We start from the raw sequence: 22,592 nt of genomic DNA on the forward strand, positions 1-22,592 counted from the left end.
TTAATGTGAAGCTGGTTTGACGGCGTTCTGCTAAATTGACGTGGGTGCAGCCCGCGTTTCAAAGCTGCCTGTCATCGCCTCGTTGCTCGTTCGCTACTATCTGCAATCGCTTGTCGTAGTTCGCTGGTCATGGTCGCCTCTTTTCGAATGAATCGAGTTCAGAGTGGATAAGTTTTCTCCAAAAACAATCGAAGCGCTTGGGTATTACGTCTATATATATTCTGATCCCGTGACTAAAGTTCCTTTTTATGTCGGCAAGGGAAAGGGCAATAGGGCATTCGCTCATTTGCACGACGGTTCCGAAAGCGATAAGGCACACAAGATTGCTGAGATACAAGCGCGTGGCAGGCAACCTCTCATCGAAATTTTGGCTTTCGGCCTTGATGAGAAGGCCGCATATAAAGTCGAGGCGGCGGCAATTGACTTACTTGGACTGAAGAATCTGACGAACAAGCAGGCGGGCCATGAATCGAGCCTATATGGACGGATAGAGGTTTCGGAGCTCGATGCGAGGTTTGATCACGGAGAACTGACCGAGTCGGATTTTCTCGAAGATGCGGTCTTGGTCAAGGTCAACCAGCTCTATCGAAACGGAATGTCCGATTTTGAGTTGTATGAGGTAACACGAGGGTTTTGGCGTGTGGACAAAAGTAAGATTGAAGGAATCCATCTTGCTCTGGCGGTCTATGACGGCATGGTTCTTGAAGCCTATGAAATCGCGGCATGGTTGCCGGCGGGTTCGGGCATGTGTGCGGCTCGCTCGGTCAGTCAAGCCGAGTCGGCTCATCGCATGGAGTTCGTGGGGCGCGTTGCCGATCAGTGTATTAGAGATCGCTATGTCGGAAAGGGCGTTTCGGGGCTGTACGCGCCGGGGGGCGCAAATCCCATCCGCTATGTGAGGGCCGCTTATTCGCGTAAGGCGCTTGTGGAGATCAACAGGGTTCTCGAGGATATCGAGCTGACAGGGGAGAAGAGAGAGTGGTGCTCAAACTTCAGCTTCTATGACCCACAGCAGGATGATCCCTACGGCCTTGAAAACAGCTTGAATGATTTGCTGGATTTGGCCTACCGAGGAGGATTTGTCCCCGTTGACTACGGGGTTGTATATCAATCGATAGGAAAAGAAGATATAGCGGTCAGAAAGGCATCCAAGAAGGAGCTTTTGGAGTTGAGCGACTGCCAATTGGTTTCGATTCTGGGCTATCAGTTCAGGGGCGATCACTTTGACAACGGCTCGTGGATCAGAACGTATGTGGCAAATGGATTGGCTTATCACTACTTCCATGAGCTGGCCGTGCGTTGGGGTTGCGCGTAATCTATTTTCGGAAACTCTAGTTGTTGCAAAAATCCCTTGTCGGAATTACCAGAAACCGCATCTCAATTCCTGCCCTGAATATCTTGGCGTTTCTGCAGGTCGTACTCTGTTGAGGCGCAGCAATTATCAGGTTCTTGCACAGTGCTCTACCTTAAAGGGATTATTGCAGCATTCTTTGGGAACAATGGCCAACACTCAAATCCATGGTAGGGGGGGATGGTGAATGAGGGCCTTTGTTCTTTCTCATTTTTCGGCATTGTGGTGGTTTTTGAGTCATCGTGACCCCCGTGTAGACAGCAATGTGCCAAATCTTGTTATTCCAAAGTCGGCCGATGCTCCCGATGTCTTGTTGGTTGAGCAGCTGCGCTGGTCCATCGGCCTTGACGGGCCCCTCGATTTCTTGGTTCTGGGTGATGGTGCGTTCCGAAGGAGTGCTTCGGTTCGGCCGCATGGCTGCACGCAGGATTTGCCGTCCGGCAGCCTGATTCCCATAGCGTGCCATGCGAGCGACGCGGAGCTGCTCGTATGCAGTCCCGAACTTGCCTTTTTGCAGATATGCCAAATTGTCGACACGACCGAGGCGATCTATTTTGGCATGTGCGCCTGTTCGGATTTTCGGTTCGACCCCTTCGCCCAGGGTGGCGTCGTGTATCGAGCAGAAGGTTCGCACTCGATTGCGAGCTTGCGTTCAATGGAGGCGTTCCTGGATAGCGCGAAGGGGATCAGGGGCGTCAAGCGGGCACGTTCGGCCTTGGTGCACGTCTGCGAGCATGCGCGGTCTCCAAAAGAGTGCGCTTTGGGAATGCTCTTCTGTCTTCCATCTAGGCTCGGCGGTTTTGATTTAGGGCAGCTTTCCTTTAACGAGGGGGTGCGAGTTTTCGATGGGCGCGATCGATGGGGCAGGTCGAAATGCATAACGCGCTACCCTGACATCGTTATTCGTTCTAAGACCTGCAAAGGTGAGCGGCGCATGGTGTTTGTTGACTACGATCCCGTGAGTACGCACGCGGGCGACGAGAAGGCCCTGCTCGACTCTCGGCGCAGGAACGATATCGCTACCATTCGCGACGCATCGCATTTTTCCATCACCTCTGACGATGCGGGAAGCTTTGACTATTTGGAAATGTTTGCAGACCGGATAAGGAGGATGCTGGGGAGGAGGGCACGACCGTTGCTGCGCGGGTCGAAGGACTCCGCGTCGAATAGGGAAGTGCTTCGCAGCGCGCGAGAGCAAAGACATCTTTTGTGGTCGCAATTCGTGGTCAAGTCGTTCGACTTAGTGATTTACGACATGAGATGATGACTTGTTTGCTGTTGCGCGGCGCACGGCGCACTGCGGCACGCCCCTGGCGCATCAATCGATGATGGGTTTTACCTGGGGGCGTCTCGAAATGGGCAGCGCTTGCGATTGTGTCATGCAGGAATGTTGATACTTGGAATGCGGCTGTGAACCGGGTTGCCGCACAATTCCCTTGATATTAATTGCGGTCACTACACTTACACTTCCAAGCACGTCTAAGATTTGCAATTCCTGCGCCTTTGGCAATTCAGCCATCCAACTGTCCTGTCATCTCCTTTGTAACATTTTGTGTCAAGGGAATTATGCGGCAACCCATCTAGCCGTTGCGGATTCAGCAGGGTGCCGTGCACAATCACGCCCGCCCGTACACGGCAGTGCTCACCCAATAACGGTGATCCGACGCTTGCGCGTGGGCGCGCCCGCTTACGCATGGCAGCCTTCTTGTTCACGCACAATGGAGCCATTGGCATAGAGAGGCCTCCCGAGACGCGTGATGGCCTCTGGCTGCGTACGATCTGTCTAAGTTGCTGGGGGAACTATCATCCCCTCCCTCACAAGATCGGTCACCTGCTCTATAGGCAGACCTGCTAAACTCTTGAACGTTACCGACGCGGCGCGGCGGCCCCCGAGCGGCCCCGGCGCTTGAACGATAGGAGCCAAGCATGTGCGATTGCCACGAGCATAGCGATGCCGAGCGTGCGGCTGGGCAGATTCCGGCCTACGACGCGCAGGCCATCGAGACCAAGTGGATGAAGTCCTGGGAGGAGCAGAACCTCTTCGCCGTGGATACCGATTCCACGAAGCCGAAGAAGTACGTCCTCGAGATGTTCCCGTATCCTTCCGGCGACCTGCACATGGGTCACGCGCGCAATTACACCATCGGCGACGCCATGGCGCGCCAGGCGCGTATGCGCGGCTTTGACGTGCTGCACCCCATCGGCTTTGACGCCTTCGGTCTGCCCGCCGAGAACGCGGCCATCAAGCACAACACCCAGGCTGCTGCGTGGACGTACAAGAACATGGACCAGGCTCTCGCCACCATGAAGCGCATGGGCTTCTCCTACGACATGGACCGTCTGGTCAAGACCTGCAGTCCGGATTACTACCGCTGGGGTCAGTGGATCTTCGAGAAGCTCTGGGAGCGCGGGCTGGTCTACCGCAAGAAGAACCCGGTAAACTGGTGCCCCAAGTGCGAGACCGTGCTTGCCAACGAGCAGGTGACGGAGGGCCGCTGCTGGCGTTGCGACTCCGAGGTGGAGAAGCGCGACCTCGAGCAGTGGTACATCAAGATCACCGAGTACGCGCAGGAGCTGCTCGACGATCTGGAGAAGCTGCCGGGTTGGCCCGAGCGCGTCAAGCAGATGCAGGCCAACTGGATCGGCCGTTCCGAGGGCGCCGAGGTCGACTTCACGCTCTGCGACGTCGACGGCAACCCGATCGCCGGCGACGAGGGCAAGATCACCGTTTTCACCACGCGTGCCGATACGCTGTACGGCAACACGTTCTTCCTGCTCGCGCCTGAGTACAAGGGCCTTATGGAGCTCGTCGAGGGTACCGAGTACGAGGCCGCCGTCCGCGAGGTCGTCGAGGGCGCCAAGCACATCTCCGCCGTCGAGCGCGCGCAGGGCACGCTCGAGAAGCACGGCGCATTTACGGGCCGTTACGTGATCAACCCCGTCTCGGGCGCGAAGGTGCCCGTATGGGTTGCCGACTACGTCATTTCCGACTACGGCACCGGCGCGGTCATGGCCGTCCCGTGCGGCGACGCGCGCGACTTCGAGTTTGCCAAGAAGTACGATCTGCCCATCGTCCCGATTATCCTGTCTGAGGATGATCCGCTCTTTGAGCAGCTCAAGGACGAGCAGGGCACGCGCATCACGTCCGTCGATTGGGAGGAGGCGCTCACCTGCGAGGGCGTGCTCGTGCAGTCCGGTAAGTACACCGGCATGACCGGCGGCAAGCACTCCGAGGGCGAGGCTGCCATCGTCGCGGATCTCGAGGCCGCCGGAACCGGACGCCGCTCCGTGCAGTACCGCCTGCGCGACTGGCTCATCTCCCGCCAGCGCTACTGGGGTAATCCCATTCCGGCCATCCACTGCGAGCACTGCGGCATCGTCCCCGTGCCCGAGGACCAGCTGCCGGTGACCCTGCCCGAGAACCTCGACCTCGGCGCAGGTGAGACGCTCGCCGAGTGCCGCGAGTTTTACGAGACCACCTGCCCCGTGTGCGGAGCCCCGGCTCGCCGCGAGACTGACACCATGGACACCTTCACGTGCTCCAGCTGGTACTACCTGCGCTACACCGACCCGCACAACACCGAGCTGCCCTTCTCGCGCGAGGCTGCGAACCGCTTCATGCCGGTCGATAACTACATCGGTGGCATCGAGCATGCTATCCTGCACCTGCTGTACAGCCGCTTCTTCACCAAGGCTCTGCGCGACATGGGGCTGCTCGACGTCGATGAGCCCTTCACTAACCTGCTGTGCCAGGGCATGGTGAAGGACGAGAACGGTGACACCATGTCTAAGTCCAAGGGCAACGTCGTCCCGCCGAGCTCGGTCATCGAGCCCTTTGGCGCCGATACGATGCGCCTGGCGATCCTGTTCATCGCCCCGCCGGAGAAGGACTTCGACTGGGACCCCAACGCCGTCGAGGGTGCGAACCGCTTCATCAAGCGCGCGTGGCGCACCGTCTGGCAGCTCGTGCAGACCGCGGGCGACGCCTCGATGCTCGATAAGGCCAGCCTTTTCAAGCCCGCACTCGAGCTGTACCGCGAGCGTCACCGCACGCTTGCCAAGTGCACTGAGGACTTCGACCGCGGCCAGTTCAACACGGCGATTTCCGCCATGATGGAGCTTGTGAACGCGGCGAACGCCTACCTGAACGCCGTTCCCGCAGATGAGCGCGACGCGGCGCTCACCGCGCTGGTCGCCACCGACATCGTGTCGGTTCTCGCGCCTATCTGCCCGTTCGTCTGCGAGGAGCTGTGGCATGAGGCGCTCGGTCGCGAGGGGAGCGTCTACACCGCGCCCTGGCCCGAGTTTGATGCCGCCGAGGCCGCCGCGGATGAGGTCGAGATCGCCGTCCAGGTGCTCGGCAAGATGCGCGCCCGCGTGATGGTCCCCGCAAACGCGGACGCCGCCACCATGCAGGCCGCCGCGGAGCAGGCCGTCGCCAAGCACATCGAGGGCAAAACGGTCGTCAAGGCCATCTGCGTCCCGGGCAAACTTGTAAATCTTGTGGTGAAGTAGGGCTGCTCCACGTGTCGCAAGGTGGGTAATTTGCCTACTGAGCTGGGAATGTGTTACAGTGCCTAGGCAAATGAAGTTGTTATGTGAAGGGAGTGCGGGTTCGCCCGCGCTCCCTTTTCATGAAAGAGAGGTGTTGCATGGTCAAGAGCAAGCTCGAGCAGGACATCATCGACGCCCTGGAGGCTCAGGCTCCCCTGCATGGCGTCGACGTGGTCGATGTCGAGGTCGTGGGTGCCACCAAGGCCCCCTGCATCCGCGTGCGCCTGGACAAGCTCGAGGGCGATCCCATCAACCTCGACGAGGTCACGGCGCAGACCGCCTGGGTGTCCGATACGGTTGAGGCGCTGGACCCCATCGCGGGCGCCTACACGCTCGAGGTCAGCTCCCCGGGCATGAAGCGCCCCCTGCGCCGCCCGTCCGATTTCGCGCGCTTTGCGGGCGAGGAGGTCGAGCTCACGACGACCGCTATGGAGGGCCGTCGCTCGTACAAGGGCGTCATCGCCGAGACCACCGACACCGCGGTGACCATCCAGCCCGAGGGCGAGGAGGCCGTCACCATCTCGTTTGACGACGTGAAGAAGTGCACCTTGAAGCCGGTTTACGACTTCAAGGGCGTGAAGGAAGGGAAGTAGCCATGGCAGACGCCGATATGACCATGATGGAAGCGCTCATGCTTCTGTGCCAGGAGAAGCACATCGACCAGCTCTACCTGCTCGACCGCCTCGAGGCCGCCCTCGCCGAGACCTACGCCAAGGTCCTCAAGCTCGACTGGGGCGCCAAGGTCACCATCGACCGCGCCTCGGGCAAGATCTACGTGTATCGCCTCGAGCCCATCGACGACTCCATGGACGAGGAGGGCAACTTCACCGAGTACGAGGAGATCGACGTCACGCCCAAGGACGTGAGCCGCCTGGCCGCGCAGACCGCCAAGGCCGAGATCAACGCCATCGTGCGCAACGCCGCCCGTGAGCAGATCTACGAGGAGTTCTCCGGCCGCGTGGGCGACCTCATCAACGGCACCGTGCTGCAGTCCACGCCCGACTTCACGATCGTCAAGATCCGCGACGGCGTCGAGGCCGAGCTGCCCCACTTTGACCAGCGCCGCTACCCCGACGAGCGCAACGAGCGCCCCAACGGCGAGCGTTACCTGCACAACCAGCACCTCAAGGCCGTCATCGTGGACGTGCGCGACCCCAACTCCACGCTCCCGCCCGTGCGCGGCGAGCACTCCCGCCCGCCGATCGTGATCTCGCGCACCCACGCCGAGCTCATGCGCCGTCTGTTCGAGCAGGAGGTTCCGGAGGTCTACGAGGGCACCGTCGAGCTCAAGTCCATCGCCCGTGAGCCGGGCATGCGCTCCAAGGTGGCCGTCCATTCCCTCGACGACCGCCTCGACCCCGTGGGCGCCTGCGTGGGCCCCAAGGGCAGCCGCGTCCGCGCCGTCGTGGGCGAGCTGCGCGGCGAGCGCGTCGACGTCATCCTGTGGGATGAGGACCCGGCCGTCTACGTGGCCAACGCCCTTTCGCCCGCCAAGGTGACGCGCGTGCTCATCGATCCCGAGAAGAACTATGCCGGCGTGATCGTGCCCGACGACCAGCTCTCGCTCGCCATCGGCAAGGAGGGCCAGAACGCCCGCCTGGCCGCCCGCCTCACCGGTTGGCACATCGACATCAAGAGCGAGACGCTCGCCGCCGACATCCTCAAAAACGTGCCGCTCGCACCCGAGCCGGCCGTCGAGGACCTGCTTGACGAGGACACCGCCGACTTCGAGCCCGAGCGCTGCGCGCACGTGGGCGAGGACGGCACCCGTTGCCGCAACCAGGCGCGCCCCGGTTCCCGCTTCTGCGGCGTTCACGACGTCGATGCGTTCGACGGCGCCGACTCCGATGCCATCGCGAACGCCGAGGACCTCATCTAGTCCGCACGCGCCCGCGCACCCGAGTCCCGTTTGATTGAAGATGCGCACGCTTGCCCGTGCGTGAGAGGTAGGTGAAGGATATGGCGAAGGTCCGTATTTCCAGCCTGGCCAAGGAGTTCGGCATGACGTCCAAGGAACTCATGGGCCACCTTGAAGAGATGAAGATCCCGGCGAAGTCGCCGTCCTCGACGCTCGAGGACGCCTTCGTGTCCATGGTTAAGAAGCAGCTCGCCCCCGTGATCGAGGCGCGCGCCGCCGCGGTCGAGGCCGCTAAGCGCGCCGAGGAGGAGGCCGCCCGTGCCGCCGAGCGCGAAGCCGCCGCCAAGGAGGAGGCTGAGCGTCTCGCCGCCGAGGCCCGTCGCGAGGAGGAGCGCCGCCTGTCCCAGGAGGCCCAGGCTGCCGCCGAGGCCGCCCGCGCCGCCAAGGAGGAGGCCGAGCGCCGCGCCAAGGAGGAGGCCGAGAAGGCCGCCCGCGAGGCCGAGATGGAGGCCAAGCGCCGCGCCGTCCCCGCGAGCGACTCCGGCATGCGCTTCCGCTCCCTGCTCGACCAGATCGCCGAGCAGGAGGTCGTGCTCAAGGAGAAGAAGGCCGCCGAGGCCTCCAAGCCCGCGAACGATTCCCGCAACGAGCGCGGTGGCCGCCGCGGCAACCGCAACGGCGGCTCCGGTGCCAACGGCTCCGACGCTCCCGCCCGCAGCCGTCGCCGCAGCTCCGCACCGGCGGCCGCCCTGCCCGACAACTTCCCGCCCTCGCCCGACAAGGCCGCCAAGGGCGGTAAGAAGGGCCGCAAGGGCGCCGCGCACGAGAACCACGAGGGCGAGGACCGCTACGCCCGCATGGCGCGCGAGGCGGAGGAGTACAGCCGCGAGAAGGTGCTGGCCGACGCCCGCGCCGCCGTGGAGGAGGCCTCCCGCGAGTCCTCCGGCCGCCGCAAGAAGCGCAAGGAGAAGCGCCAGGCCGAGGCCGAGCGCATCGCCGAGGAGCGCAAGATCGAGGAGGCTCTGGCTCAGGGCATCAACCCCGAGGACCTCGACGCCGTCAAGGTCTCCGAGGGCGTGACCGTCGCCGAGCTCGCCGAGGCCCTCGACGTCTCCGCTAACGACATCATCAAGCGCCTGTTCCTGTTGGGTACGCCGCTCACCATGACGCAGACCATGAGCAACGACCTGGTCGAGCTCGTGGCCGACGACCTGGGCCGCCAGGTGCGCATCGTCACCCCCGAGGAGGAGAACTCCTTCAGCTTCTACGACGACCCCAAGGACCTCAAGCCCCGCCCGCCGGTGGTCACGGTCATGGGCCACGTCGACCACGGCAAGACGAGTCTGCTCGACGCCATCCGCCACACCAACGTGTGGAGCGGCGAGGCCGGCGGCATCACCCAGCACATCGGTGCCTCCGAGGTGCAGATCAACGGCCGTCAGATCACGTTCGTCGACACCCCGGGCCACGAGGCGTTCACCGCCATGCGTGCCCGCGGCGCCAAGATCACCGACGTCGTCGTGCTCGTGGTTGCCGCCGATGACGGCGTCATGCCCCAGACCATCGAGGCCATCAACCACTCCAAGGCCGCCGGCGTGCCCATCATCGTGGCCGTCAACAAGTGCGACAAGCCCGAGGCCAACCCCGACAAGGTGCGCCAGATGCTCACCGAGTACGGCATCATCCCCGAGGAGTGGGGCGGCCAGAACATGTTCGTCAACGTCTCGGCCAAGAAGGGCCAGGGCATCGACGAGCTGCTCGAGACCATCCTGCTCCAGGCCGACGTGCTCGAGCTCAAGGCGAACCCCGACACCTTCGCCTCGGGCAACATCATCGAGGCTAAGCTCGACCGCGGCCGCGGCCCGGTTGCCACGCTGCTCGTCACGCGCGGCACCCTGCACGTGGGCGACACCATCGTCGCCGGTCAGAGCTACGGCTCCGTGCGCGCCATGCTCGACCAGCATGGCGAGCACAAGAGCGAGGCGCGTCCCTCCGACGCCGTCGAGATCTTGGGCCTCAACTCCGTGCCGGCCGCCGGTGACGAGTTCCGCGTGTTCGAGGATGCCCGCGATGCCCGTGACCTCGCCGAGCAGCGCGCCCTCAAGGCCCGCATCGAGGAGCAGAACAAGGTCAAGCACGTCACGCTCGAGACCCTCTTCGACGAGATGAGCCAAAACGAGCTCAAGGAGCTCAACCTGGTGGTCAAGGCCGACGCCCAGGGCACCATCGAGGCCCTCGCGGACTCCATCGGCAAGATGGACCAGTCCGAGGTTCGCATCAACATCATCCACTCCGCCGTCGGCGCCATCTCCGAGACCGACGTCACGCTGGCCGCCGCCTCCAACGCCATCATCATCGGCTTTGGCGTGCGCCCGCAGGCCAAGGCTCGCGACGCCGCGGAGAAGGAGAACATCCAGATCAAGACCTACTCCATCATCTACAAGGCCATCGAGGACATCGACGCCGCCCGCATCGGTATGCTTGCGCCCACGGAGGAGGAGGTCCAGACCGGCTCCGCCGAGGTCCGCGACACGTTCCGCGTGCCCAAGGCCGGCCTCATCGCCGGCTGCATGGTCACCGAGGGCGAGATTAGCCGCGACGACAAGGTGCGCGTCGTGCGCGACGGCGTCGTGGTGTTCGACGGTGCCTTCGGCTCCATGCGCCGTTTCAAGGATGACGTCAATGTGGTCAAGAGGGGCTACGAGTGCGGTCTTGGCATCGAGAAGTTCCAGGACATCAAGGTCGGCGACATCCTCGAGGCCTACAAGATCGTCGAGGTCGCCCGTACTGAGTAGCGCTGGCTTCCTCAGGCACCGCACCTCGGGCTTCACTCGTCGGCCGCCGCACGTCAGGCGTGCGGCCTCCTCGTTCGGCCCGATTTGCGGCACCTGAGAAACCCAGTGTCCATGCTGACACCCCACCTTGGCGTTCAATCGTCGGGCGCCGCACGCAAGGCGCGGCACTCTTCTCTTTCACGCCAATCTGGGGCACCTGGACAACCCTTAGGGGCGTTCGGGCGCTTTAATCAAGCGACCTGTGTCCGGGCAACGCCGTATGGTATGTAACTGACGAAACCTTTGCGGGTATACGGAAGGGCAACGTGCGAACCCGCGCGTTGTCCTTTCGTGGCCCGTATCGATTGTTTGAAAGCTGGTGTCAGATGAAGCAGACGCCGATGACCCGCCGTTTGGGCGAGCAGCTGCGCGAGAAGCTCGGCTACATCCTGTTGTTCGAGATCTCCGACCCGCGTCTCGAGCTCGTGACGCTGACCGGCGTCGAGGTCTCGCAGGACCGTTCCTTCGCGCGCGTCTTTGTGAGTTGCGAGGGCGATCGCTACGAGGAGGTCCTCGAGGCGCTGAACACCGCCAAGGGCCGCATCCGCAGCCTGTTGGCGCGTAGCCTCGATTGGCGCGTCACGCCTGAGCTCGCGTTCAAGATCGACCGCTCCACCGACGAGGCGGAGGCTATCTCCCGCGCGCTCGAGAACGTGCCGGCCACCCTGTCCGTCGAAAAGGACGAGTTCGGCTACCCGCTGGTGCCGGATGAACGGGCGCAAGAAGAGGGTGTCGATGAGCAGTAGCACGTCGCCCTGCTCGGGCAGGAGCACGACGCCCGACATGTGGGAGGGCGCGATCGACTTTATCGAGGGCGCGCGGACCATCGCGATCTCGGGCCACACCAATCCCGATGGCGACGCCTTGGGCTCCGTTCTGGGGCTCGGTCTGTCCATCAGGGCGCAGTTCCCGGACAAGCGCGTCGATTTTCTCCTTGCCGACGACGGCGGCATCCCGCGTATTTACCGCTTTTTGCCCGGTGCGTCCGAGCTCGTTCCCGCGGTGAGGCATCCCGAGTCGTACGACCTGTTCATCTCGGTCGACGTGCCCACGCTCGAGCGCCTGGAGGATTCGGCTGCCGTCGCCAAGCGCGCCCGCGGCCGCGTGGTCATCGATCACCATCCCACGCGCGATGAGTTCGGCGATGTCACCGTGCGCGTGACCTCCGCCGCGGCGACCGCGGTGCTCGTGGCCGAGCTGCTCGACGCCGCCGGTTGGCCCATCACGCCCGACATCGCATCGTGCCTGCTCACCGGCATCGTGACCGACACGGGTCGCTTCCAGTACCAAAACGCCAACCCCTCGGCCTTTGCCTGTGCCTCGCGCCTGGTCGACGCGGGCGCCCAGCCGGCGACCATCGCGTTGGAGGTCTACCAGAGTCAGCGCCTTGAATACCTGCATCTCGAGTCGATCGTGATGAGCCGCATCGAGACCCGCTCCGGTGGCCGCGTGGCGTACAGCTACGCGTTCGCCGAGGATCTGGTCGAGTGCGGCGTCAAGCCCGCGGAGTGCGACGGGCTCGTCGACATCGTGCGCCAAGTGGCCGGCACGGAGCTCTGTCTCTTCTTGCGCGAGGTCGAGCCCGGGACGGTTCGCGGAAACCTTCGTTCCAAGGGCAAGCTCGACATCTCCCCGATCGCGGTGGAGCTCGGAGGCGGCGGTCACGCCGCGGCGGCCGGGTTTACGTTCCACGGCGCCGTTTCCGAGGCGGCGGCGGTCGTCCTGCCCAAGCTCGAGGCGCTCCTCGCGTAAACATCGCACGATGCGGGGCCTCCCGTTGCGCTACGGCGGGGGAGGCCCTGTCGTTTCATAAAGACATCAGTTAGGAATTGAGGGTGCATGGCCAAGCGCAAGCCCAGTGAACTCAATCTCTTGCTCGCGGTCGACAAGCCCGTGGGCATCACGTCCCATGACGTCGTATCGCGGGTGCGCCGCGCGCTCAACGAGCGACGCGTCGGCCATGCCGGCACGCTCGATCCGCTTGCGTCGGGCGTGATGATCGTGGGCGTCGGGCAGGCCACGCGCCTGCTCGGCCGCATCACCCTCGAGCGCAAGCGCTACCTGGCCCGTATCATGTTCGGCTGCGAAACCACGACCGACGATGCCGAGGGCGAGCCCACACGCATAGCCGACGTCAGCGACGACGTGCTGTCGCCCCTGTTCGCCAAAGGTGTTCTCAGGGAGTTCGTGGGCGAGCAGGAGCAGGTCCCGCCCGCGTATTCCGCCATCTCGGTCGACGGCGTGCGGTCGTACAAGCGTGCCCGCGCGGGCGAGGACGTCGAGCTGCCGGCGCGCACGATCGAGGTCTACGCGGCCGATTTGGTGGCGGTCGACGAGGTCGACGGCCGTGCCGTCTGGACCGCCTCGTTCGATGTGAGCAAGGGGACCTACATACGCTCCCTCGCGCGCGATATCGGCCGCGCGGCCGGCAGCGCGGCGCACGTCGCGGACCTGCGCCGTACGGCATCGGGTCCCGTGACCTCGGGTATGTGCGCGCGTATCGAGGACCTCTCGCCCGAGCACGCCCACGCCGCCGCGCTCGACCCCGCGCGGGTGCTGGGCATCCCCGTGCGCGAACTCACCGATGACGAGCTTGCCGCGGTGTTGAACGGTCGCGCGATCCCGTGCGGCTCGCCGCGCGCGGCGGGGGAGCCCTTCGTCCCGGGCGACGCGGCGTCAACCTATGCGCTGGTCAACGACGGGCGTCTGCGTGCCATCGCGGCGCGCGAGGGCGATTACCTGCGGATGGAGACGGTGTTCCCGCAGGGCATCGAGGGTGTTGTGCGATGACGTGCGCGGCCGATTCCCTATCCTCGCGCGCGGGCGGTGCCGCGGGTTCGCCCGCGGTTGCCGGGTGCGATCCGGCTTCTGCCATGCCTTCCGCCCGCGAGCTCGCCCGCGATTTCATCGTGGATCTTCCGGCATGTCCTGAGGCCCTGCGCGTTGGCGTCGACCCCGTTCCGGGCGCACCGGCCCCCTGCGCCATCGCGATCGGCGCTTTTGACGGAGTGCACCGCGGTCACCTCGACCTGCTCCAGCGCGCAAAGCGCGATGCCCGTGAACGGGGGCTCGCGGTGGTCGCCGTCACCTTCGACCCCGATCCCGACGAGGTGGTGAGCGCCCATCCCGCCCCCAAACTCACCTCGATGGCCGATCGCGTGCGCGCCCTGGCGTCCGCGGGTGCGGGCGTCGCGATCGTGCCGTTCACGCGCGAGCTCGCCGCCCTCGACCACATCGGGTTTTTCGAACGGGTCCTCGCTCCGTATCTCGAGGTTCGCGTCGTTCACGTGGGGGCCGATTTTCGCCTTGGTGCCCACGGCGCATCGACCGTCGACGTCATGCGCGCGTGGGGCGCCGCGCGCGGCATGGATGTGATGGGCCATGAGCTCCTCTCGGACGGCGACGCGCCCATCACGGCGACGCGCATCCGGTCCCTGATCGCCGCGGGCGACGTCTGCGCGGCGCGGCGCGAGCTCGGTCGTCGTCCCTTTGTGCGCGGCGTCGTCAAGCGGGGGAGGGGGCAGGGAACCGGCATGGGCTTCCCCACGGCCAACATCGAGGTGCCCGGCGGGATGCAGATGCCCGCCGACGGCGTATATGCCGGGTTCGCCCTGGTCGACGGTGCGGTGTGGCCCGCCGCCATCAATGCCGGCGTTCCGCCCATGTTCGCGGACTCCGCCGCATCGGCCCGCCTTGAGGCCAATCTCATCGGCTACCGGGGCGATTTATATGGCAAGACCGTCGCCATCGCCTTTGATCGGCTGGTTAGGCCCTCGCACTCCTTCGATTCCGTCGAGGAGCTCATCGCCGCCGTCAATCGCGATATCGCGACCATCAAGAAGGCCTATGGCGACGCATCGGTGAGGATCGCATGATTTCCGACGAAGACAAGAACAAGGTTCGCGATGCGACCGACCTGGTCGCGCTCGTTCAAGAGACCGTCGAGCTCAAGCCCCGCGGCAACACCGACCTGTGGGGCTGCTGCCCGTTCCACGGCGAGAAGACGCCGTCGTTCCACGTCATACCCGCCACGCAGGTGTGGCACTGCTTTGGCTGCGGCGAGGGCGGGGACGCCTTCACGTACGTGATGAAGCGCGAGGGGCTGAGCTTTCCCGAGTCCATCCGCTACCTGGCCGACCGCGCGGGCATCGAGCTTGAGGAGGACCGCTCGTTCAAACGGTCGGGCACCAAGCGCAACCGCTTGATCGAGGTGTGCGAGGAGACGTCCGAGTTCTACCACACGCTGCTCATGCGCGGTAAGGACGCCCGCGGCCGCGAGTACTGCAAGGGCCGTGAGCTCGATGCCGACACCTGCCGTAAGTACCGCCTGGGTTTCGCGCCCGGTCACGGCATGCTGGTGCGCCACCTGGGGTCCAAGGGCTTCACGCCGCAGGAGATGATCGACGCCAACGTGGCCTTCCGCAGCCGCAACGGCGGGCTGGTCGACCGCTTCTTCGACCGCGTCATGTTCCCCATCATGGACGAGCAGGGGCGCTGCATCGCATTTGGCGGGCGCGCGCTCGACAAGGAGAAGACGAACGCCAAGTACCTCAACTCGTCCGAGACGCCCATCTTCCACAAGGGCAAGAACCTCTACGGCTTCAATTGGGCCAAGGACCATATCGTCGCCCGCAACGAGGTCATCGTGGTGGAGGGCTACATCAGCGCCATGAGCTGCTGGAAGGCGGGCATCGAGAACATCGTCGCGGTCCTCGGCACCGCGCTCACCGAGGCCCACGTCAAGACGCTCACGCGCTTCACCAAAAAGATCATCTACATGTTCGACGGCGACGCCGCCGGCCAAAAGGCCGCGCGCCGCGCCATCCAGTTCATCGAGAAGGACGACATCGACCTTCGCTGCGTCATCCTGCCGGACGGCCAGGACCCCGATGACTTCGTGCGGGCGAACGGCGGTGACAAGCTCCGCGAGCTGCTCGATAACTCGATCCCGCTCATGGACTTCGTCTTTGGCAAGCTCGAGGAGGAAAGCGACATCTCCACGCCGGGTGGCCGCGCCAAGGCCATGAAGTCCGCGCTCGAGCTCATCTACCCGTTGCGCGCCAGCTACATGATCGACGGCTACTACATGCAGATCGCCGACCGCTTGGGGCTCGATGTCGAGATGATTCGATCGAACGCCGGGAAGGTGTTCCGAGAGGTCCAGCAGCGCGAGGAGACCAATCGTCGTCGTGAGCAGGAGCGCGAGCGCGCCCAGGCCGAGCGTGAGCGCGTCGCGGCGGACGGCGGGGGAGTGCGGGGCACGCGCGGCGAACGTCCCTCGCCGGGCGCCTCCCATGCGCCCGTTCGCGGCGTGCAGCCGAGCGCCCCGGCGGGTCCGGCGGTTCCCGCAGGCGACTACCCGCCGTATGATGAGCCCTTCTACGATGAGGTCCCCTACGATTACGCCCCCTCGTTCGACGTTCCCCACGAGGGGCGGGGAGCCGGCGGCGAGGGCTTTGCGCCCGCTGCGTCCGCGGGGGATGACCTGGGCCTCGCCGTGCTCACCGACCTTGAGCGCCGCCAGCTCATGTGCGAACGGGAGCTGCTCACCATGCTCACCACCTACCCGGACTCGTTCAGGCCGTTTGCCGAGCGCATCACCGAGGTCGAGTGGGTCGACGCCCGCAACGAGACGATCGCATGGGCGGTTCTCGCGACACCCGAGGGCACGGGGGCTGCCGAGGTGATGGCAGCCGCCCGCGCGGTGTGCCCCGAGGCGGCCGAGCTCGTGTCTGCCGGCATGATCTCGTCTACGAGCAAGCACCCCACGGAGACCAATATCGGGTTTTTGCTCGACACGCTGGAGCTCTACACGGCCCGCCGCCGTATGAAGGCGGCGCAGGGGCGCCTGCGCTCGGACAGCTCGCTTGGCAGCGACGAGCGCCGTGCGCTGGCGATTCAGGCCACGCAGGACGCCGCGCGCATCCGCGAGCTCGAGCGTGCGGTGGAGGGCATCGCCGACCCGTTCAGGCAATAGCTAAATTGTCTGGAAGCTGCAATTTTCATGCCCGATCGGGTATAGAACCGTGGTAAAGTAATGAATCCTATGTGTTAAGAAGGGAGCATCTGTGCCGAAAAAGACTCAAAGCACGGGATCTGCGCTGGATACGACCATTGAGAAGCTTCTCAATCTCGGGTCGAAGGCGGGGTCCGTCACCGAGGATGAGATTCAGATCGTCCTCAAAGATGTCGACGTTACCGATGCACAGCTGACCTCCATCTACCAATTCCTGCGCGATCGCGGCGTGGAGATCGTGTCTGCAAATGAGGATGACGAGTCCGAGCTCGTGGTCGATGACGATGACCGCGATGCCATGGATGACCTCGACGGCGATGAGAGCGACGAGGACCACGACCTCAAAATGGCCAAGCAGGCCGATGCGGAGATGGCCTCCACCAAGTCCAAGAAGAAGGCCCGCACGGTGCGCACCACGCGCAGCCGTTCGCGCACGCGCGGCATCGACGCCTCCACGGTCATGCTCACGGGCGACCCGGTCCGCATGTACCTCAAGGAGATCGGCAAGGTCGACCTGCTGACCGCCGCCGAGGAGGTCGACCTCGCCATGAAGATCGAGGCCGGCTTGGATGCGGCCGACAAGCTCGAGAAGCAGGAGGCGGGCGAGATCGAGCTCACCCGCGCCGAGATGCGCCGTCTCATGCGCGTCGAGCAGGTGGGCCTGGACGCCAAGCAGGCCCTCATCTCCGCCAACCTGCGCCTGGTCGTGTCCATCGCCAAGCGCTACGTCGGGCGCGGCATGCTCTTCCTCGACTTGATCCAGGAGGGCAACCTGGGCCTCATCCGCGCGGTCGAGAAGTTCGACTACGAGAAGGGCTTCAAGTTCTCCACGTATGCCACCTGGTGGATTCGCCAGGCCATCACGCGCGCCATCGCCGACCAGGCCCGCACCATCCGCATCCCGGTCCACATGGTCGAGACCATCAACAAGCTCGTCCGCGTGCAGCGCCAGCTGCTGCAGGACCTCGGTCGCGACCCAACCCCGGAGGAGATCGGCGCCGAGATGGACATGAGCGCGGACCGTGTGCGCGAGATCCAGAAGATCAGCCAGGAGCCCGTCTCGCTCGAGACGCCCATCGGCGAGGAAGAGGACTCCCAGCTCGGCGACTTCATCGAGGATGCCCAGGCCGTGGTTCCCGCTGATGCCGCCAGCTTCTCGATGCTGCAGGAGCAGCTCACGCAGGTGCTCGACGGTCTCGCCGAGCGCGAGCGCAAGGTCATCGAGTTACGCTTCGGGCTGGTCGACGGTCATCCGCGCACGCTCGAGGAGGTCGGCCGCGAGTTCGGCGTCACGCGTGAGCGCATCCGCCAGATCGAGTCCAAGACGCTCGCCAAGCTGCGTCACCCCAGCCGCTCGAGCAAGCTCAAGGACTACCTCGAGAACTACTAAGTCAATACGAGAGCGCGTTCTTTTCGCCCCTTGCGAGCCCTGTGCTCCAAGGGGCGCTTTTCATGCTTGCCTAGCGGGTCAGAACTCAGACTTTCGTACTTGCAGGGAAGGGATCGCGATGGCTTATCTGTATACAAAAAGACCCGCAAAAAGCGGGTCTGAAAATTCTGGCTCCTCGAGTAGGACTCGAACCTACAACAACGCGGTTAACAGCCGCGGGCTCTACCATTGAGCTATCGAGGAATTTGTCAAGCTGCTCACGTGCTGTGCTCCTGAGCAACGAAATTAATTATACGGAACGTCCCGCGTGACGCAAGCCCCAATTTTAAAAAAATTTGGAAAACGTTGGCATGTTGGCGCTGGTGCGTTGAAGTGAGGCCTGCAGACGCGGTTACATGCATTCTATCGTTTTGGTACAGGGTTGATGACGAGCGGGAACTTTTCATTGTCTGACGGGTTTGATCGTGTGGGTGGATCGCATGGTGTTACCCTAGTTGTGAATTAGAGACGTCTCATGGTTTGATGCTGCGCGTCGTCTAATCTAGATTCTCCCGGTATAGAACGGCATTATATGGATTGGCTGTTGGCATCCATCGTTATGATGCCTATTGTGGATATGGGCTGGAGGCACCAGTGCTTAGGCGTTTGAGGTTGGATCCTTGTTGGCTGTATGGTGGAATCTGTGCTCTTTATTTAGCATGTCCTTATCATCTGCTTAACGGATATATGGGGCCCTTGTTCGATCGCAGGGCGATCTTCGCGATTCTCGGGATGCTCTTGGGCTGTGCTCTACATCGAGCTTGGCTTAATAGAACAGATCCACAATCCTTTTCTTCGATTTGCCGCTCTTCTCTCTTAAATGGGGCCCTCTTGGTGTTGTCGATTATCACCGTAGGCGTCGAGTTCCTTGACTATCCGATGTACCTTGCGGGAGATGTGGAGAGCAGTGCTTTTTTGTTTCAAGTCCCATCGTTCGCTTCGATTGTCACTTGGTATGTTCTCGATATCGAGCCGTATGTCGTATTGTTAGGGGCCTCGTTCTCGGTGTTCGGGTTTCTCTGCTCCCATGATGCTGCCTACGGGCCTTCCGCCGATTCGCCGAGCATCTTCGCCACAGCGCCGATCGATTTTATCGCTTGGGCTCCGGCGATATCGATTGTTCTTGGAATCGCTGTCCGTCTGGCTTGGACCGTGTTTTTGCCGCCAACGTTTGGCTCCTCTGGATCGCTCGAGGTCATCCTTTCCGGTTGCGTGTCTATTGTCCTCGCCCTTGCGCTGTCGCTTCTCTTCCTGGATCTTGACAGGGCCACTTTTGTTTCTCTGCGATGTGTTGCTGAAAGCAAGTTCTATGGGCGTATCTCGTATGCCCAAATGCTTGTGTTTTGCATGAGTTCGGGGCAATTGATTGCAACCGTTGTGATGCGGTATGCATACGACAGAATTGCCGGACTGGCTACCTTGCTTGTTTTGTTGGCATTGCTGGCCGTTATTCTCTTGCGCGTCCGCCGGTCGGCATCAGCGGGGGAGCAAGATGGCAGTAATGCCACGAGCCAAATCACGGATCTCCTCAGGGAACGTTACGGACTATCTCCGCGTGAAGCCCTGTTTGCGTCAGGAGTTTTACTTGGAAAGAGCGGGAAGGAAATCGCACTTGATTATGAAGTGAAACCGGGAACGGTGCGAAGCATGCTGTTTCGAACGTACCAAAAATTGGGCGTGCACGGGGAGCGTGAACTTCGCGACCAGTTAATGCTCGATGAAACGATTCGCGGACTTCTTGATTGCGCTTCGCAGTCAAGTTTGACTTGCGATGAGGCGAGTTCGCCGCATGAGCATGGGCGGGAGCTTGGATATATTTCCAGGCTCCTTGAATCAGCCGGCATCATTCTTTGTCTGCACGCATCGCTGTATGTATTATTCCCCGTTCAGATTGTTGGTGGTTTGTGGGGGGTCGGTCAACTTCCTTTGGTGGGTGTTGTACTTGCGCTAATTGGGACGGGATTATTCGGTGTGGCATTCGAGGTTGTACAAGGTCTTGGATTTCGTTCGCGCAACTTACCAAGCGACATGGGAAAAATCGGATTGATAGGGCGGGTTTTAGGCGCCTTTATTGTTCTAACTGCGGTCGCCTTTTGCCTCTCATATACTCATGGCGGAAAGCTTGTCCATGCCCTCGGTTCATGCTCGGACATAGTTTCAGTTGTGTCCTATAGCCTGGTTGCCATTATGGCCTTGGCCCTTGTAAGCCACGTGCTCGGCTCGTGGAATAGAATCTCTGCAATTCAGATTGCCGTCTCGTTTGCGCTCTGGGCCATTCTCTCGCGCTTCGAAGCTTGGGGCCTTGTGCTCGTTGAGGCCGCTCTTGGGATCTTGTTCTTGTCGTTCGCTCGTGTTGAGGGAGGCTTTGCTCGATACGGTGAGCCTTCAGGCAAGTTGGATCGTTTGAGCGGTGTCGTTGCGTACGAAGTTGCCTTGTGTTCTCTGTTTGCATTTTGCTTCGAGGAGTGGTGGAGAACTTTGGGCCAGCAATCTTACTTGATCGCGTCGATTCCACTCTTTGTTTCTCTTGCAGCTGCCTATCTCGTTTCTTATCGACGTTGGCTTGTGCCATCCGCCTCTGTTCCAGTTGCATGTATAGCTTGCTTGTTTACCATCATGGTACAGGTCGCGTTTGGCGAGCCGCTCTTTTCGATGTTGCCGTGTTCATTGATAGTACTGTTTGTGTTTTTGGGTGGCATGGGTTTAGGTCGCATGTCGCATGTGTCTCGGTTTTTCGCAGGATGCGTCATGGCGGGAAGCTTGATCGTTGTTAACAAGATTCAAGACTTTGCCGTTCATCCGCCTTCAATGATTGGCTCTCTATTTGGGTCCGGAGAGAACTTCTCTGTTGCGGTGGGCGCCGTTCTTTCCGTCATGAGCCTTTTCGCCGGCGTATTCTTTTGGCACTTTGCTAGAGAAGCATGGGAGATGCGTGAGTCTCATGCATTCGATATCGGTAGTTCTTCGGAAGAGAGTGGAGTCATCCGGCGCCAGAAAGCGCTGCTTGTTTCGCGGGGCCTTTCCGATGTTCAAACGGAAATAATGCTATTGACAGCTCGCGGGGAGACGGCGAGAAATATCTCGGACAGGGTCTGCTATTCGCCGGCAACGGTGAAAGCGCTTCGGACCGCATCCTATCGCCAGCTTCGAGTTCGTGATCGAGCCGGCTTGATTAAACTGATGTCGCAGGTAGATGGCATGTAAACATCTCTCTGCAATCCTCTATCCCGCCTGCTTACATACGGATTGTTCATTTTGGGGCATGCTGTTCTTGCGTCGACGCGCTAGCCAACATCTCTGAAAGGAGAATCTGATGAAGCGTCAATCTCTTACCAAATTCGCGTTCGCATCTTGTGCGGTTGCCGTCAGCTTGATGACGGCAACACCCGTTTTTGCCGATACCGTTTCGGATGTGGCCGGAACGGAGGTGTCCACGTATGCAAACAATTCGGACACGGGCTTCGCGTTTAATTTGGGCCGGGGAGGAAAGGTCGGTACGGGCTTTCGCCGCAAGGATGACAGCAGTTCCCTCTATATCAAGATTCTTGCCTATAGCGGCAAGCCGCTTCGACTCTACGTGGATGGTGCCTATGACACCGGTGGCTCCGGATGGAAGGACTGCACCGAGGGCGTGTACCGCTCGAACCATAAGGGCGAATGGGAAATGTACAACCAGGTGAATGAGTCTGGCCGCCATGCCGCGCGGCTGACATCGTGGGCGGAGAACGGCGCAGGGTCTGTAAACGGTGTTTGGAGCCCTGATTGCGTCGGTCGCTACCAGAAGTTACCGGCGTAAACGTTTGTTGCGATGCGCGGGGCGCAGGCGTGCCCCGCGCATCGCGATTTCCTTCACTTTCTAAAGGAGAATCCAGCATGGCGCTATCTAAATCAGAAAAAATGAGTGCGGTTGGCATCGCAGTGGCTGCGGTCATTGTTGCTGCTCTTTTTGGTGTCCAGCATGTGATGCATGAGATGCAAGCACAACGTGTGCAGGAAGAGAAGAAGTCGCTTGATGTGTCTGTAGGAATGGGGGAGCCGATTCAGCTCGACTCGGCTGCTGACGGGCAACTTCTCGAGGACGGATCAACCTACAATGCTGGCTTGCTTTTCGATGGAATTGCATCCGTGACGGTCCAGAGCGCAAAGTTGTACGATTCAAAAGAGGCAATTGATGCATTGACTGGCGATCCCAGTTGGCAAGGCGCTGCCGACGTGTCAGGAGTGAAGGGGTATTTGGTCTGCTCTGTTACGTTTGACAATGTCGACGCTATGCCACTAAATACCTCGCAAACAGGCGTACCAGTGTTCAATGCCGGCATGTTCAATGTGAATCATGGAGGAGAGATTGCTTGGATGAGCGCTCCGGTTGACCGTGCTAGCTACCACGATGCCCTTAACTTCGAAGTTCCAGAGGGGGAGTCTCGTACCTTCGATATCCTCTTTGTGTTTTACGAGGACATTACTCCCGACAGCATGCAAATGTGGTTTGGGAGCGGCTCGGTGAAAAAATACCGCTGTGACTTGACGGTAGATGATTGCCGTGGTTAGCA

General features: G+C 61.8%; 15 protein-coding genes and 1 tRNA gene. 15 read left to right on the top strand and 1 reads right to left on the bottom strand.

The window, feature by feature from the left end:
• Nucleotides 1–163 precede the first annotated feature (163 nt).
• From LK434_RS02160 to rpoD, 12 genes are all read left to right on the top strand, one after another.
• Nucleotides 164–1,315, top strand: coding sequence for an LEM-3-like GIY-YIG domain-containing protein (locus tag LK434_RS02160; protein ID WP_227917802.1), 1,152 nt, complete (start codon nucleotides 164–166; stop codon nucleotides 1,313–1,315).
• A 223-nt stretch (nucleotides 1,316–1,538) separates the two neighbouring features.
• On the top strand, nucleotides 1,539–2,615 hold the full coding sequence (locus tag LK434_RS02165; RefSeq protein ID WP_227917803.1) for a hypothetical protein: 1,077 nt from the start codon (nucleotides 1,539–1,541) through the stop codon (nucleotides 2,613–2,615).
• Nucleotides 2,616–3,277: 662 nt separating this feature from the next.
• A complete protein-coding gene (gene leuS, locus LK434_RS02170) occupies nucleotides 3,278–5,866 on the top strand; it encodes a leucine--tRNA ligase (RefSeq protein WP_006721498.1) in 2,589 nt (862 codons plus the stop codon).
• Nucleotides 5,867–6,003: 137 nt separating this feature from the next.
• The gene (locus LK434_RS02175) at nucleotides 6,004–6,498 is read left to right on the top strand and encodes a ribosome maturation factor RimP (RefSeq protein ID WP_006721497.1); all 495 of its coding nucleotides are present in this window, start codon (nucleotides 6,004–6,006) and stop codon (nucleotides 6,496–6,498) included.
• Between the two features lie 2 nt (nucleotides 6,499–6,500).
• A complete protein-coding gene (nusA, locus tag LK434_RS02180) occupies nucleotides 6,501–7,784 on the top strand; it encodes a transcription termination factor NusA (protein ID WP_006721496.1) in 1,284 nt (427 codons plus the stop codon).
• 80 nt (nucleotides 7,785–7,864) lie between these two features.
• A complete protein-coding gene (infB, locus tag LK434_RS02185; RefSeq protein WP_227917804.1) occupies nucleotides 7,865–10,558 on the top strand; it encodes a translation initiation factor IF-2 in 2,694 nt (897 codons plus the stop codon).
• A 365-nt stretch (nucleotides 10,559–10,923) separates the two neighbouring features.
• Complete coding sequence (rbfA, locus tag LK434_RS02190) at nucleotides 10,924–11,343, top strand: 30S ribosome-binding factor RbfA (RefSeq protein WP_006721492.1); 420 nt, start codon at nucleotides 10,924–10,926, stop codon at nucleotides 11,341–11,343.
• A 37-nt stretch (nucleotides 11,344–11,380) separates the two neighbouring features.
• Nucleotides 11,381–12,349 carry a DHH family phosphoesterase gene (locus LK434_RS02195; protein WP_006721491.1) on the top strand — a complete coding sequence of 323 codons (969 nt, stop codon included), beginning with the start codon at nucleotides 11,381–11,383 and terminating at the stop codon, nucleotides 12,347–12,349.
• Between the two features lie 87 nt (nucleotides 12,350–12,436).
• Nucleotides 12,437–13,387, top strand: a complete 951-nt coding sequence (gene truB / locus LK434_RS02200; protein ID WP_006721490.1) for a tRNA pseudouridine(55) synthase TruB — start codon at nucleotides 12,437–12,439, stop codon at nucleotides 13,385–13,387.
• The gene (ribF, locus tag LK434_RS02205; protein WP_227917805.1) at nucleotides 13,384–14,472 is read left to right on the top strand and encodes a riboflavin biosynthesis protein RibF; all 1,089 of its coding nucleotides are present in this window, start codon (nucleotides 13,384–13,386) and stop codon (nucleotides 14,470–14,472) included. The genes truB and ribF overlap by 4 nt, the downstream gene beginning before the upstream one ends.
• Complete coding sequence (gene dnaG / locus LK434_RS02210) at nucleotides 14,469–16,574, top strand: DNA primase (RefSeq protein ID WP_227917806.1); 2,106 nt, start codon at nucleotides 14,469–14,471, stop codon at nucleotides 16,572–16,574. Before ribF ends, dnaG begins: the two co-directional genes overlap by 4 nt.
• A 91-nt stretch (nucleotides 16,575–16,665) precedes the next feature.
• A complete protein-coding gene (rpoD, locus tag LK434_RS02215; RefSeq protein WP_006721486.1) occupies nucleotides 16,666–18,003 on the top strand; it encodes an RNA polymerase sigma factor RpoD in 1,338 nt (445 codons plus the stop codon).
• A gap of 168 nt (nucleotides 18,004–18,171) precedes the next feature.
• Here the strand turns inward: rpoD and LK434_RS02220 are convergent.
• A tRNA-Asn gene (locus LK434_RS02220) sits at nucleotides 18,172–18,246 on the bottom strand.
• Between the two features lie 630 nt (nucleotides 18,247–18,876).
• Here LK434_RS02220 and LK434_RS02225 point away from each other — a divergent pair.
• The 3 genes from LK434_RS02225 (at nucleotide 18,877) to LK434_RS02235 (ending at nucleotide 22,590) form a co-directional block, all read left to right on the top strand.
• On the top strand, nucleotides 18,877–21,246 hold the full coding sequence (locus LK434_RS02225) for a helix-turn-helix transcriptional regulator (protein ID WP_198002280.1): 2,370 nt from the start codon (nucleotides 18,877–18,879) through the stop codon (nucleotides 21,244–21,246).
• A gap of 109 nt (nucleotides 21,247–21,355) precedes the next feature.
• The gene (locus tag LK434_RS02230) at nucleotides 21,356–21,838 is read left to right on the top strand and encodes a DUF2712 domain-containing protein (protein ID WP_006721484.1); all 483 of its coding nucleotides are present in this window, start codon (nucleotides 21,356–21,358) and stop codon (nucleotides 21,836–21,838) included.
• Nucleotides 21,839–21,915: 77 nt separating this feature from the next.
• Nucleotides 21,916–22,590, top strand: a complete 675-nt coding sequence (locus LK434_RS02235) for a DUF5027 family lipoprotein (protein ID WP_040361333.1) — start codon at nucleotides 21,916–21,918, stop codon at nucleotides 22,588–22,590.
• Nucleotides 22,591–22,592: the final 2 nt, after the last annotated feature.

This window comes from Collinsella stercoris DSM 13279, assembly GCF_020735465.1.
Classification (GTDB): Bacteria; Actinomycetota; Coriobacteriia; order Coriobacteriales; family Coriobacteriaceae; genus Collinsella; species Collinsella stercoris.

What these genes read in the sequence shown, in the direction of transcription:
- LK434_RS02175 (WP_006721497.1), top strand. Translation starts at nt 6,004, where the DNA reads ATGGTCAAGAGCAAGCTCGAGCAGGACATCATCGACGCCCTGGAGGCT.
- rbfA (WP_006721492.1), top strand. Translation starts at nt 10,924, where the DNA reads ATGAAGCAGACGCCGATGACCCGCCGTTTGGGCGAGCAGCTGCGCGAG.
- infB (WP_227917804.1), top strand. Translation starts at nt 7,865, where the DNA reads ATGGCGAAGGTCCGTATTTCCAGCCTGGCCAAGGAGTTCGGCATGACG.
- LK434_RS02235 (WP_040361333.1), top strand. Translation starts at nt 21,916, where the DNA reads ATGGCGCTATCTAAATCAGAAAAAATGAGTGCGGTTGGCATCGCAGTG.
- LK434_RS02195 (WP_006721491.1), top strand. Translation starts at nt 11,381, where the DNA reads ATGTGGGAGGGCGCGATCGACTTTATCGAGGGCGCGCGGACCATCGCG.
- truB (WP_006721490.1), top strand. Translation starts at nt 12,437, where the DNA reads ATGGCCAAGCGCAAGCCCAGTGAACTCAATCTCTTGCTCGCGGTCGAC.
- ribF (WP_227917805.1), top strand. Translation starts at nt 13,384, where the DNA reads ATGACGTGCGCGGCCGATTCCCTATCCTCGCGCGCGGGCGGTGCCGCG.
- nusA (WP_006721496.1), top strand. Translation starts at nt 6,501, where the DNA reads ATGGCAGACGCCGATATGACCATGATGGAAGCGCTCATGCTTCTGTGC.
- leuS (WP_006721498.1), top strand. Translation starts at nt 3,278, where the DNA reads ATGTGCGATTGCCACGAGCATAGCGATGCCGAGCGTGCGGCTGGGCAG.
- LK434_RS02230 (WP_006721484.1), top strand. Translation starts at nt 21,356, where the DNA reads ATGAAGCGTCAATCTCTTACCAAATTCGCGTTCGCATCTTGTGCGGTT.
- LK434_RS02165 (WP_227917803.1), top strand. Translation starts at nt 1,539, where the DNA reads ATGAGGGCCTTTGTTCTTTCTCATTTTTCGGCATTGTGGTGGTTTTTG.
- dnaG (WP_227917806.1), top strand. Translation starts at nt 14,469, where the DNA reads ATGATTTCCGACGAAGACAAGAACAAGGTTCGCGATGCGACCGACCTG.